The sequence below is a fragment of the Bradyrhizobium guangdongense genome (genome assembly GCF_004114975.1).
In the GTDB taxonomy this organism is placed as follows: Bacteria; Pseudomonadota; Alphaproteobacteria; order Rhizobiales; family Xanthobacteraceae; genus Bradyrhizobium; species Bradyrhizobium guangdongense.
Genome location: NZ_CP030051.1, coordinates 5,711,102 through 5,724,196 on the forward strand (window position 1 = coordinate 5,711,102; position 13,095 = coordinate 5,724,196).

Here is a 13,095-nt window from a genome sequence, read left to right on the forward strand (position 1 = left end):
ATTTGCTCAACCGGAGCTCATTGCAGTTCGGCCCAAAGCTGAAGTCCGCGGCCAGCGGACCAATTGCTGATAAACGCTCTGCGTGACAAGAAGCAGCGGGTCATCACGGCGGGCCGCACTCTCTCAGGATCTGCGCTACGCGCAACCTCGCTGCGCGTGTGGCGTGGATAAAGTGGATGAGGCCTAATTGATTACGCTCATCTTCCGACACTTTGACGGTCGAGACGATGCCCGTAATGCCACTGGGAATCGGTTCGCATTCGATGTGCATCAGGCCTTGGTGCCGCAGAACGTCCCGTCCAAGAGCGAGGGCTAACACAATATTCGCGGGGATAAGAACCAGCGGACCGACCAACGCAAGCGCCGCATATGCAGCGCCAATCAACAGGGCAACCAGCAACGGCACTTCGATCACGGAGCTAAAAATCCCCGCTGCAACGTGCCGTGCCAATGCAACTGGGTCCGTCTCGATAAGGAGCCACACGGTTTGCGGATTGTAGCTTCCGTCCATTAACGACGTAACAATGAATAGCACTAAGCCCAATCCAAGCGAAAGTTGCAACCGCCCGATCCAAGTCTCACGGTTTAGACGGGCTCGAAGCCAGTCGAACGGGATAAGCATGCAGCGCGTGAACAGCAGATCCGACACCAAGTCAACGAACTGCGAAGTGCTAATTGCGATGTTCGCTTCATCGCTGGGGCCACGAACTGCATAAAGTGACCAATCCTGCAACTCTGGTCGAAACCCTTTGTGAATCTCCGCAGCCCTCACTTTGATCAGTCCAATCTTCCAAAGAACGAAGAACGTCGGTGTGACCACTGCGATCATCGCCGTCACATACACTGGAAACACCATCCACAAGAGCGCGGGATCAGCAAGAGGATCACGAAACTCGAAAACATACACCAGGCAGGCAAAGAGCGTTAAAGGCGCCCACCCGAACCTCAGGGCCATATAGCGCGCCGCGAGTTCGCGGATGTCTCGATCGCTGGGTCTGATTTCTGCAAAGGGAGTTGCAAGAGTGATGATTTTCGAGAGAAGATTTCGATTTTGGTCATCCAATATGCAAGCCGCTTCAATCGACACAGACCCTCCGTGGCTGTGAGCGATAACGACGTGTTCGGCCTCAGGCTCTTTGTCGAACCAGCCGGTCAAGTGTTGCGCAAGCGCTTTGGCTGCACCGTGTCTCGCTTCGAACGAATTTTTGCCGTTCCATCGGTACGGCACCCACTCGAAGCGTCGGCCCGTCAGAGTAGCCAATTCGATCTGAAAAGATGAGTGGTCTTCAAACCACGGCGTCTCCTTGTCCTTGACTCGAAAGGTCTTTCCAAACATCTGACGCCAAAGGCCATAGGGCCAAGTGCCATGAACGGAATGAATAATGAGCTTTGACGAAGGAACTTCGTTCATAAATCACCCTGCGAAAGGCGAGTATGTCTTTCCAACGTGCTCCGAAGCATAACACGTTCTCGATCGATGGAGGTCCGCTTCTCGCCCGTCTGGGAAGTTGCGCCTGATCTGACAAAGCTCCGCTCGTCGCGGCAGGACGGACCCAATTTGCTCAACCGGAGCTCTTCGCAGTTTGATCCGGAGCCGACCTCTTCACGCAGCCCGCCGACCGCCGGCTTTTACCCCCAACCGGGCTTGGACTATTTTTTCGGAGCCGCGAACCGTTTCTCATTTTCCAAGTCTCTAAGTCTTGAGGGCGTCAGAAACGACGCTACAAAGGCAGGAGGTTAATTTGCTGTACAAGAAGAACGTGGCTGGCTGGGAAAGTTGGGTCCGGCTCCTGGCTGGGGCAATCATGATCGCGTGTGGACTACTAGGTCTTAAAGGGTTGCCCGTTGGATATCTGATCGCCGGTGTCGGGGTCATGACCGCGCTGACAGGCGTTTTCGGATACTGCCCGGCATGCGCGGTCGCAGGTCGAAAGCTGCGCGCCGAGCCATGAGCAGATCCTTTTTATCGCCGGGCACGATGGAAGCGGCCATCGGCGGGGACGCCGACGCCATCCTGACGCTGCTCAAAACGTCGCAGCCCGACATACGCCGCTACGCGCGAAGAACCTGCCGCACGACGAGCGATGTGGAAGACGCGGTTCAGGAAACCTTATGGATCGTGTACCGCCGCATCGGTCGTCTCCAACGTGCCGGAGCCTTTTCCCTCTGGCTTTTTCAGATCGTTCATCGAACCTGCCTGAGATTGGCAAAGCAGCATATAGGCGTTCCCGATGACGTCTCCTCCCTGGAAAATGACCTGCAGCTTTCGAAGAGGCCGGAATCAGAACTTCGCATCGATATAGCTGCCGCGATCCAGTCGCTGCCGAGCCACTACCGGCAGGTGCTGATGTTGCGGGATGTGGACGAAATGACGATCAGTGAAATAGCACAATCGCTGCAGCTGACCCGAGAAACCGTGAAGGCGCGATTGCATCGCGGACGAGCGCTCGTGCGTGAATATATGGTGCGCTGAGGAGTCGGAATGTTCGCCAGCAGTTCACTCACCGAGCACCTTATCCGAGGTCTTGTCGGAATTGCAGCTCTCTGGACGGCGGTGTGGGTCGGGACAGACGCAGGTTGGACGGCAGTGCTTGGCTCCGTGACTCTGGGGCTGATATCATTGATCGCCTTTCGAGGATGCCCGGTCTGCTGGTCTATCGGCCTGTTTTCGATGGCACGCAGGTCGTTGACCTCGCTGTAATCGGGTTCACGTCTGCTTCCGGCGGCCCGTATGCGAAATTGCGCCACGTCCGTCGGAGGTCCGCTCATCGCGGGAGAGCGGACCAAATATATTCGACCTGAGCTCTTCGCAGTTTGGCCGTCAGCGCCGCCGAGGCGTAGCGCCACGACGTCCGCTTGCAGGGACAGACCGGACGTTTTCAGCCGGGCGCAACCACCGCGTTTGACCCGTCCCGGAGTCCACCAACGCCCTTGGGAGAGGCATCTCGGCTAAAGGTCTCCGGATGCCGCTCCCCAGCCCGCCTCAGCAAGCGGCCGGGATCATCGGAATCCCTAGCCGGCTTCAATCGGTACCGGCGGCCGGCTTCGCCCGGACTCCACGGCCGAGTTCGTCGGAATGCGCAACTCACGAACTTACGCGCACCCCTGCCGGGTGCAAGCGACGCGATACGAGGCTGTTTCCCCGAGCAATGGAACGCTCGGCAATCCGAATGCACCTATTTGGAGACACGGAGCTGAGAGATTGATGTGCCGATCGCGGCAAACGCCGAGCTGATTTGACTTGCTTGAGTGAGCATGAAGAAATTACCCGGGCCGCTGGCGCAAGCCGGCAAAACGGCCGACTGTCCAGCGCCGTCAGTGTCTATCTGAACCGTGTAGATGACCACGCCGCTCGCCTTGATGGCGCTGCACAGCGTCGTCATGCGACTGTCGACCTGTGTGGAGATGCTACTGCCATCGCCATACCAGCGGTCGGCCGTATTCAAGCCGTCGGTAAAAAGGATGATGATGTGCTGGTACTGGTTGTTCGACGATTCGGCGGGTGCATTGAGAGGGCTCTGCTGCAGCAACGAGAGCCACCCCCATAACAGACCGATCGTCTGGTTTGTGGCTCCGTTCGGCGACATGGCGTTGATCGTATTGTTGACGTTGGTCCAATTATAAGTGAGCGGCAGGATGGCGGCTGCCGGGCAGTTGCCCTCTTGATTGGCCGGAAACGAAGTCGGCAGTGATGACGGTGCGGTGGCGCTCACGTCATAGCTCTGGTCGCGATCCGCAACGCAGCCGTTCCAGGACGATTTATTCGTCGAAGGGCTGCCGTCGCTCCAACTATAGCCGTGGCCCACACATTCGGCTCTGGCAAACCAGGAGTAGGTGCTCTGACTGCAATAGGAACGACCCCAGGAATCCTTGTTATTCGCATCCCACTGATCCCAGCGCAGCCAAGTTGCACTCGAATTTGCAGTCCCGACGTTGACGTTGACCTCGAACGGAACAACGGAGATGTAGACATCGCCCTGGTTTTGGGCGAGCGCCGAAAGTTGGCTCACGAGTTGCTGCGCCGCCGGCTTGAGTGCCGCCATTTTGCCGCTCTGCGACATCGAGCCGGTATTGTCGAGAACGAGCGCTACACGCAGCAGATTGGCGCCCCACGTCGATGTCGAGTTTGCATTAAAGCCCAACGAGGGAAACCCGACGATCTGCATGAAAGCGGTCTGGATTTTGGCAGAGCCGCTGACCTGGACAGTCGAGCCGTTGCTGCCGCTGGACTGAGTATATGCCGCACTGATGCTGACCGACTGGGCCTCCGTATCGGTATAGAGCGCAGTGAAGTAGGTCTGAGCCTTTGAATTGATCTGTGCGGTCGTGATGAGTCCGCTCGATAGATCCTTTGCGACCATCAGCGACACGGAATCCAGAACTGACTGCATCGTGGCTTTTGCGCGGCTCGCGCGCGCATAGTCGATCGCTGCGCCCGCGAAGCTCAGCACAGGGATGATCATGATCCCAAAAATGACGGCTACATTTCCGCGCCGATCCTTACGGAAGCGCTTCATCAGGCTTGAATTCGAGAGCATGAGTGCCTCGCCTCTCTTCCTGCCGCATTCACATCCTCGCAACGTGGACCTCACGCTGTGGGACAGATGTTCGTCTGGGGGATCGACGGATAGAACACACAGGATTTCTGGCGCGGCCTGGTGTAGGAATCATCCGTCAAGTTGACGCCCGATCTCAGCACGACCAGGGTCGCGTTGGTGTAGAGATAGCTGACGTGACTGTAGATCAGATACTGATTGGCCAGGACCTGGTTGTTTGAACCGCGGGAAATCAAGCCGCCTGGAATTGGGACAGGCGTACCGGTCGGTATTGCCGCCGTGTTGTATCCCTTGCTCCATTCAACGCGCACCTGCCCGCTGGAGGGGTCCACGTACAACAAGCTCACCGTTATGCTAATCGGCGTCGTGTCGTACGGCATCACGATCCCACTGCTGGCCGCGAAAAAGTTCGCGAGGTCCGCGTCGGTGACCACGCCGGCCTGGGACGTCAAATCCGAAACTGTCCGAGCTATCGACGTAACCTTGCGATCTCGATGGCGCTGGTCAGTTCGACCGTGCCGAAAAACAGCGCAAGCATAATCGGAGCAATGAAAGCGAATTCGACAGCTGCCACGCCGCGGCGATCTCTTGACAGGCGTGCAATCCAGCAGAAAGACCGCAGGACATTTCTTTTTGATTTCACGCGACAGGTCATGTCCCGCAGGCTCCGCCGTAGGGCTCATTGCGGAATACGGCCGTCGCCGTCAAAAGTCGCTGATTTCCATTCAAGTTGGAAAGGTTGAGACCGAGCCGGGTCACGAACAATGGCCATTTATAGAACAGCCGGGCGACCACGACATCGCAAGAGCCTCCGAGGTTGTAGCTGAGAGTGCTCGTGTCGAAGTTGCCGCCAACGATTTGACTGCTGACGGACATCGTCTGAAAGGACGAATAGCTCTTAACATCGACGGATATGCCGTTTGAGGTGCCGTTGCTGGGGTTACAGGTAAATAGCGCCGGCGCCGGATTGCAGATGACTTGTGTGAGGTACGCGCCAACATTCGGGTAAGTCGACTGTGCCTGTCCTGTTCGAATTAACCGCGCCGCGTTATCATTTATCGACTCGAGGTAATCCGATGCCAGGAACATCAGTGACGTCTCGATGATTGCAAACAACAGCGCAATGAAGACGGGCGCGATCAACGCGAATTCGACGGCCGCTGATCCTCGGCGGCTGCAGCGAAATCGACCAAGCACTGTTCTGATGAAGAACAATAGCGGAGCGAACGACGACATCGAGAACTCGCGAGGCTGGCGGATTCCTTCAACACCAACCTAGAATAGAATTGTTGTTGAAAGGTTGAGGCGGCCGCCGCTGCGAAGCTGATCTTGTTAACCGGCCATTAGGGAATGGCGCATGAGTGGGTAACGGGCCTGGTGGAACGCTGAGCGCTCAACGCTTCGGCTCGCGCCCGCGGATGTGATCGAAACCTTGCTTGATCGCGGCAAAGCGCGCACGCACCTGATGCGAAAGCGGCGGGGGTTCGGACCTCCGAGGACGCTGCGAGCTACGCGATGAAGGCGTGCATGCCCTCGACCGGGATGTTCTTGGACCGAAACGCGCCCTCGAAGGGCGAAGTCCCGGAGCAAGCTCCGCCTCCCGGAAGCTATCGCGCGGTCCTAAGGGAGGAGTGGGGCGATTTCCTTGAGGAGTGAACATCGCCTTCCGCCCATCTTCCCCGCGCTACGTGCCGCCTGATCCTCGCGCCATCGTCGTCGCCGGCCCTCGCACGGCCTCGACATTGCCACGTTGCAACGTGGCGCGCCTCTCGGCGATGGCGTTGCTCAACAGCTCGAGCACCAGGCCGAACGCCGCGAGTTCCTCTTCCTCGAGCGAGCCGTCGTCGTAGCATGCCAGCGTCTCGCGGATGATCCCGTCGGCCTCGCGCTGGAGGGTCAGAAGCTCCTGATTGGACTCCGCGGTCCGCGCGCTGGACACCATGGCGAGGATTCTCCTGCGATGGCTGGTGTTTTCCTCCCTTTCGTCGCGGTTCAGATAGCGGCGCAGCCAGGCGGCGGCCGAGCCGATGCCGGAGAGAAGCAGCAGCCCGAACCAGAAGTAATCGCCGTAACGGTCGAGAAAGGTGCGCTCGTTGCCGTCGATCACGGCCGCAGCTCCGCGATGGACTGGCAGCTCGGTGTCCTTCTCGAGGTCCGGCTTGGTGATGTGAGCGGCGCCGGGAACCTGCCTCGCGATCGCCTGGCGAACGGCAAAGAGCTCGCGAAAGAAAGCGGCCACCGTCGTCTCCGAGAGAGTCTTTCTCGCCACGATGAGGTGGCTGACGCTGACGGTCTCGACCTTGTCATCCGGCCAGGCCGGATCCGCATTGAAGACGCTGGGCGGAATCTCCTCGGATTCGTAGCGGGGATGCTTCAAGGCGATCGCTTCCGAGGTCTCGACCGCGAGAAACTTCGGCTCGCCGCGCAGGTGCGCGGTCGCAGCAATGGCGTCCGATGTGATCTTGCTGTCGAGCGGCCCGACCGCCATGAAGGCATCGAGGTGAGGATCGCGCGCCAATTCCTCGAGATGCTCGGTGCCGAACTGCGTCACCGCGACCTTGTCGGCGTCCACCCCGGAGGCGCTCAGGATCACCCGCAGCAACACGGCATTCGCCGCCGTCTTGCCGATGATGCCGACATGATGCCCGGCGAGATCTGCAATTTCCTTGATTTTCGGCGTCGGCTTTTTCTTCGAGTTCCTGGTTGCAAGTCCGGAAGGCGCCCACAGCACGACGAAGTTCTTGCGCACCACCGCGACTTGCTGCGCCTCGGCAGGCATCTCCAGGTCGCCGCGGCCAACGGCCAGGTCGGCCTTGCCGGCGCCAAGCAGGGCAAGGGATTGCGCCGCCCCCTCGGTCCTGACCGGCGACAGCCTGACGGTTCGGCTCTCGGCAGCGAAGGCATCGGCCATCGCCTGGATGACCTTGTCGTCGTCGCTGCCCGGCGGTCCAACGGCGATGCGGAGCGTGTCCGGCCGCAACGCATAATAGAGGGCGCCCGACGCCGCGCCAAAGACAAGAAATCCGACCGCAAGAACCAGCAAGAAGCTATTGCGTCTTCTCCGCTCCCAGCGGGCGGCGTCATTGGTCGTCTGGCTGGTACTCTCGGACAAGGACATCACCGCTGGCAACTGCAGACCGGGAGCGCCTGCTCCCGGTCATACCACGTTTTGCCGAGAACAACGTCTTGACGGCGGGGCCGGTTCATCGGCCTGAGGCCTGAAATGGACCCGATGGCCGGAGGCCGGCCGCCATGGAGCGGCGCGCAAACCCTCGCCGACGTGATCTGCCCCCAGGTCTGGTCCGCCCTGCGCCAACGCCTCCCTCCAGCTGTTGGCACGGGCCGCACCATCGTGTAACGGCACGAAAAAGCCCATTGGGACCGAACGCTGATGAGTGTTGTTGCCAGGGAAGAAGCGGGACATGGCACTCGCGCGCTGATCTTCGCGCTGGTCGCGCTCGCCTGCGGGCACATGCTCTCGACCCTGCTGCGTACGATCCCGGCGCTCAGCCTCGATCTGATGGCGGCTGATTTCCGTATCGAGCCACAGGTACTGGCGAGCCTCACCTCGGTCTATCATTTCGCCTTCGCGGCCTCGCAGATTCCCGTGGGCGCGGCGATGGACCGCTTCGGCGTGCGGCCGGTGTCGCTGAGCCTGCTCGCAGGCACCGTAATTGGCGCGATCGCGTCGGGCTTCGCGACCGGGCCCGCAAGCTTTGCCTTCGGGCAGCTGCTGCTCGGAATTGCCACCTCAGGCATGCTGATGTGCCCGATGACGCTGGCGGCGAAACAATTGTCGGCGGCACGCTTCGGGCTGTGGTCCGGCGCGATCCTGTCGATCGGCAATATCGGCATGCTGTTGTCCGCGAGCCCGCTCGCCTTCGTGGTCGACGCTTACGGCTGGCGCGCCGGATTCTGGATCGCCGCAGCAGGCGGCATCGCGGTGGCGCTCGCGGTTTTCGCGCTGGTGCCGAACCAGCCGGCTGAGCACAAGGACGATTCTTCGCCGCTGTCGCAGATGATCGAGGTGCTCAGGCTCGGACTGTCGCGCCCCTTGCGCGGGCTCATCGCGCTGGCGCTGGTTTCGCTGGCGACATCGCTGGTGCTGCGCGGCCTGTGGGGCGGACCGTGGCTGATGCAGGTCAAGGGGCTGACGCGGGTCGAGGCCGGCAACCAGCTCGGCGCCTATACGCTGGCGATGATCGCAGGTCCCCTGTGCATGGGCATGATCGACCGCAGGGTCGGCCGCCGAAGAGAGCTCGTGGCCGGCGCGCACGCCGTGGCCGCGCTACTGGTTCTGCTGATGGCATTGGGGGCGCCGCATTATGCCGTCGCATGGCTGTTCGGCGTGCCGGTCATGCCGCCGCAATATGATCTGACGCTGTTCGTGCTGATCGGGCTCGCCTCTTCGGCGCAGCCGCTGCTGTTCGGCATGTGCCGGCAGCTCGTCGATGCGCAGGTCGCGGGCAAGGCACTGGCCGCGGTGAACCTCGCCTTCTTCCTCGGCACCGCCTTGATGCAGTCGCTCACCGGCGCGGTGGCGGCGTTCGCAGGATTGCCGGCCGTGCTGCTGTTCATGGCCGCGGCGCTGCTCGTGGGGGTGATGATCTTTTTGACTTACACCTCGTCGCATTCGTAGGATGACGGCTTCGCATCCAAGGAAATCAATCATGCCCGTCGACACCAAGGCCGCCACCGACCGTCTCATGCGCTTCCTCTCCGTGGAAGGCGTCACCGGACAGGAGGCGGCGATCGGGCGTGAGCTCACCGCCGCGCTGAAGCAGGCCGGCGTGCCTGCCAAGGCTATCCGGCTCGACGATGCCAACACCCGCATCCCCGTGCCGACCGAGACCGGCAACCTCATCGTCGACCTGCCCGGCCGCGGCGCATTGCACAACCAGCCGCGCATCATGTTCATGACCCACATGGACACCGTGCCGCTCTGCGCCGGCGCCAGGCCGAAGAAATCCGGCCGCAAGATCGTCAACGAGGCCAAGACCGCCCTCGGCGGCGACAACAGATGCGGCTGCGGCGTGCTGGTGACGCTGGCGGCCGAGCTCGAAAAGCAGAAGCTCGACCATCCACCGATCACGCTGCTGTTCTGCGTGCGCGAGGAGAGCGGGCTCTACGGCGCGCGCCACGTCAAGCTCGACGAGCTGGGCTCGCCGGTGATGGCCTTCAACTATGACGGCGGTTCGGCCTCCAACGTCGTGATCGGCGCTGTCGGCGCGGACCGCTGGACCGTGGAGATTTTCGGCCGTGCCTCCCATGCCGGCGTCGCGCCGGAGCGCGGCATCTCCTCGACCATGATCATGGCGCTGGCGCTTGCCGACGTGAAGGCCGGCGGCTGGTTCGGCAAGGTGGTGAAGGGCAAGGGCGCGAGCGCGCGGATGGGCACCAGCAATGTCGGCCCGGTCACCGGCGGCGAGGGCCGCCCGGCGGGCGATGCCACCAACGTCGTCACCGATTACGTGCATGTGCGCGGGGAATGCCGCAGCCATGACGGGAAATTCTTCAAGGAGATCACGAAGGCTTACAAGGCTGCGTTCGAGAAGGCGGCGAAGAAAGTCACCAATGCGCAAGGCAAGTCCGGCAAGGTCAAGTTCAAGGCCGAGACCGACTATTATCCGTTCCGGATGAAGGAGAACCTGCCGGTCGTGAAGCGCGCGATCGAGGCAGTGTCCGCCGTCGGCGGCACGCCGAACGTGCGCGCCGCCAATGGCGGCCTCGATGCCAACTGGATGGTTCGCCATGGCATTCCGACCGTCACCTTCGGCGCGGGGCAGAACGAGGCGCACACCATCGACGAGTGGATCAATCTCGACGAATACGACCGGGCGTGCGCACTCGCGTTGCAACTCGCGACGATGCGGTGAATTGGTGGGGTGGGTTAGCCCTGCAGATGCGCGAAGTGCATCTGCAGGGTGTAACCCACCACTTCTGTTCCCGCGGACAGCAAGGAGGTGGGTTACGCCTTCGGCTAACCCACCCTACAAAAAGAAAAATCGGGAGGTCCCATGCCACACATCGCGAACATCGAATCCGCGCTCTACCGGATCCCCCTCCCCGTCACGTTGTCCGATTCCACGCATGGCGACATGTCGGCGTTCGAGCTGGTCACCTGCCGCGTTCGCGACACCGAGGGTGCGGAGGGTGTCGGCTACACTTACACAGTCGGACGCAATGGCGGCGCCGTCGCCGATATCCTCAAGCGCGAGATTCCGCCGCTGGTCGACGGCCGCGAGGCCGACGATACCGAGGCGCTCTGGCATCATGTCTGGTGGGGCCTGCATTATGGCGGCCGCGGCGGGCCGGCGGTGCTGGCGCTGTCCGCGCTCGACATCGCGCTGTGGGACCTCAAGGCGCGGCGCGCCAAATTGCCGCTCTACCGATTGCTCGGCGGCTTCGATGCGCACGTGCCGTGCTATGCCGGCGGCATCGACCTCGATCTCTCCGTCGAGGCGCTGCTGAAGCAGACCGACGGCAATCTCGCCAAAGGTTTTCGCGCCATCAAGATGAAGGTCGGCCGGCCCGATCTGAAATCCGACGTCGCACGGGTCGCGGCGATGCGAAACCATCTCGGCGACGGCTTTCCGCTGATGGCGGATGCCAACATGAAATGGACGGTGGAGGAAGCGATCCGCGGCGCCCGCGCGTTCGCGCCGTACGATCTGACCTGGCTGGAGGAGCCAATCATTCCCGACGATGTCGCCGGCCACGCGCGCATCATGCAGGCCGGCGGCGTGCCGATCGCGGCGGGCGAGAATCTGCGCTCGCTGTGGGAGTTCAAGAACTACATCGCATCGGGTGCGGTGTCGTATCCGGAGCCTGACGTCACCAATTGCGGCGGCGTCAGCGCCTTCATGAAGATCGCGCGGCTGGCGGAAGCCTTCAACCTGCCCGTCACCAGCCACGGCGCCCACGACATCACCGTGCACCTGCTCGCGGCCTGCCCGAACCGCTCCTATCTGGAGGCGCACGGCTTCGGGCTCGACACATACATCGAACATCCGCTGGTGCTCGAGGACGGCAAGGCGCTCGCGCCGGACCGTCCGGGCCACGGCATCAGCTTCGATTGGACGGGGTTGGCGAAGCTGGCGTGACATCATCCTCCGTCATTCCGGGGCGCGACGAAGTCGCGAGCCCGGAATCCATCCGGCCACGGTGATTGCTGCACAATGGATTCCGGGTTCGCGCCAAGGGCCGCGCCCCGGAATGATGGAGGCTCATGTTGCTGCACCTGGGCCATTCGATAGCGCTTGATGCACCGCGCCGATAATCCGCTATGGTGACCACCAGCCATCACCATCCGAGAGAGCCGCGCCTTGACCCCTGAGCTGCACAAGAAACTGACCGCCTGGCGCCAGCATCTGCATGCCCATCCCGAGCTGTCCCTGCAGGAGAAGGCGACCGCCGCCTTCGTGCAGGAGCGCCTCACCGAGCTCGGCATTCCCTTCGTATCAGGCATCGGCGGCCACGGCGTGGTCGCGACGCTGACGCGCGGATCGGCACAAGCGCGCGTCGGCCTGCGCGCCGACATGGATGCGCTGCCGATCACCGAGGATACCGGCCTGCCCTATGCCTCGAAGACATCGGGCGTGATGCACGCATGCGGGCATGACGGACACACTGCCGCGCTGCTCGGTGCCGCCGCGCTGCTTGCCGCGGACACCAGCTGGAGCGGCACGGTGGACTTCATCTTCCAGCCGGCCGAGGAAGGTTTCGGCGGCTCGCGCGCGATGGTCGCGGCCGGGCTGTTCGAGCGCTTCCCGATGGAGCGGGTGTTCGGCTTCCACAATTGGCCGGGCCTGGAGGCCGGCACCATCGCGGTCCATGACGATGTCGTCATGGCCTCCGGCGGACGCGTCACGATCACCATCGAGGGCCATGCCGGACATGCCGGCATGCCCCACCTCACCCGCGATCCCGTCATGGCGGCCGGCCATCTGCTCGTCGCAATGCAATCCATCGTGTCGCGCAGCGTCGATCCGCTCGACACCGCCGTGCTTTCGCTGTCGACGATCGAGGGCGGCACTGCGCCCAATCAAGTCGCGGGCAAGGTCGTGATCCGCGGCACGCTGCGGCATCACCGCAACGAGGTGAAGGACATCATCCTCAATCGGATCGGCGAGATCTGCGCCGGCATCGCCACGAGCTTCGACGTCAAGGTGACGCCCGACATCGTCATGGGCGTCGGCGTGGTCGTCAACTCGCCCGACGAAGCCGGCTTCGCGCGCATGGCCGCGGACAGAGTGCGCGCACCCGTGCGGCGCGACCTCGCGCCCAGCATGGCCGGCGAGGATTTCGCCTTCTATCTCCAGCACCGCCCCGGCGCGTTCGTGTGGATCGGCAACGGGCCCCTGCGCGACGGCGCCGAGCTGCACGGCCCGCGCTATGATTTCAACGACGCGATCCTGCCGGTGGCATCAGGCTGGATGGCGGAAGTCGCCAAGACGGCGCTGTCGGCGAATTAGAGGCGGCGATCGGCGGGCAGCAAGTCGTGGGCTGCGGCGGCAGCTCGCTTTTGAACTTTGACCTT

12 protein-coding genes are annotated in these 13,095 nt (G+C 62.1%); 6 read left to right on the plus strand and 6 right to left on the minus strand.

The window, feature by feature from the left end:
* Positions 1 to 103: 103 nt before the first annotated feature.
* Positions 104 to 1,411 carry a lipase family protein gene (locus X265_RS27255; protein ID WP_128967632.1) on the minus strand — a complete coding sequence of 436 codons (1,308 nt, stop codon included), beginning with the start codon at positions 1,409 to 1,411 and terminating at the stop codon, positions 104 to 106.
* A gap of 394 nt (positions 1,412 to 1,805) precedes the next feature.
* Here X265_RS27255 and X265_RS27260 point away from each other — a divergent pair, with 394 nt between their 5' ends.
* Both X265_RS27260 and X265_RS27265 read left to right on the plus strand, forming a co-directional pair.
* Entirely contained in the window at positions 1,806 to 1,952 is a 147-nt protein-coding gene (locus X265_RS27260) for a YgaP-like transmembrane domain (protein ID WP_244659304.1), read from the plus strand.
* The gene (locus X265_RS27265; RefSeq protein ID WP_128967634.1) at positions 1,949 to 2,473 is read left to right on the plus strand and encodes an RNA polymerase sigma factor; all 525 of its coding nucleotides are present in this window, start codon (positions 1,949 to 1,951) and stop codon (positions 2,471 to 2,473) included. The genes X265_RS27260 and X265_RS27265 overlap by 4 nt, the downstream gene beginning before the upstream one ends.
* A 703-nt stretch (positions 2,474 to 3,176) precedes the next feature.
* Here X265_RS27265 and X265_RS27275 read toward each other — a convergent pair.
* The 5 genes from X265_RS27275 to X265_RS27290 all read right to left on the minus strand — a co-directional run bounded on the left by X265_RS27275 (position 3,177) and on the right by X265_RS27290 (position 7,674).
* A complete protein-coding gene (locus X265_RS27275) occupies positions 3,177 to 4,538 on the minus strand; it encodes a TadE/TadG family type IV pilus assembly protein (protein ID WP_128967636.1) in 1,362 nt (453 codons plus the stop codon).
* 50 nt (positions 4,539 to 4,588) lie between these two features.
* Entirely contained in the window at positions 4,589 to 5,008 is a 420-nt protein-coding gene (locus X265_RS27280) for a pilus assembly protein (protein WP_308421644.1), read from the minus strand.
* 17 nt (positions 5,009 to 5,025) lie between these two features.
* A complete protein-coding gene (locus tag X265_RS42335) occupies positions 5,026 to 5,211 on the minus strand; it encodes a TadE/TadG family type IV pilus assembly protein (protein WP_308421643.1) in 186 nt (61 codons plus the stop codon).
* A complete protein-coding gene (locus X265_RS27285) occupies positions 5,208 to 5,792 on the minus strand; it encodes a TadE/TadG family type IV pilus assembly protein (RefSeq protein WP_128967637.1) in 585 nt (194 codons plus the stop codon). Before X265_RS27285 ends, X265_RS42335 begins: the two co-directional genes overlap by 4 nt.
* A gap of 448 nt (positions 5,793 to 6,240) precedes the next feature.
* Positions 6,241 to 7,674, minus strand: coding sequence for a TAXI family TRAP transporter solute-binding subunit (locus tag X265_RS27290; protein ID WP_128969424.1), 1,434 nt, complete (start codon positions 7,672 to 7,674; stop codon positions 6,241 to 6,243).
* A 273-nt stretch (positions 7,675 to 7,947) separates the two neighbouring features.
* Here X265_RS27290 and X265_RS27295 point away from each other — a divergent pair, with 273 nt between their 5' ends.
* From X265_RS27295 to X265_RS27310, 4 genes are all read left to right on the plus strand, one after another.
* Positions 7,948 to 9,195, plus strand: coding sequence for an MFS transporter (locus X265_RS27295; protein ID WP_128967638.1), 1,248 nt, complete (start codon positions 7,948 to 7,950; stop codon positions 9,193 to 9,195).
* A gap of 31 nt (positions 9,196 to 9,226) precedes the next feature.
* A complete protein-coding gene (locus X265_RS27300; RefSeq protein ID WP_128967639.1) occupies positions 9,227 to 10,432 on the plus strand; it encodes a M20/M25/M40 family metallo-hydrolase in 1,206 nt (401 codons plus the stop codon).
* A gap of 141 nt (positions 10,433 to 10,573) precedes the next feature.
* Positions 10,574 to 11,659, plus strand: coding sequence for a mandelate racemase/muconate lactonizing enzyme family protein (locus tag X265_RS27305; RefSeq protein WP_128967640.1), 1,086 nt, complete (start codon positions 10,574 to 10,576; stop codon positions 11,657 to 11,659).
* 222 nt (positions 11,660 to 11,881) lie between these two features.
* Positions 11,882 to 13,030 (plus strand): amidohydrolase, encoded by a 1,149-nt coding sequence (locus X265_RS27310; protein ID WP_128967641.1) that lies wholly within the window; start codon positions 11,882 to 11,884, stop codon positions 13,028 to 13,030.
* Positions 13,031 to 13,095 lie beyond the last annotated feature (65 nt).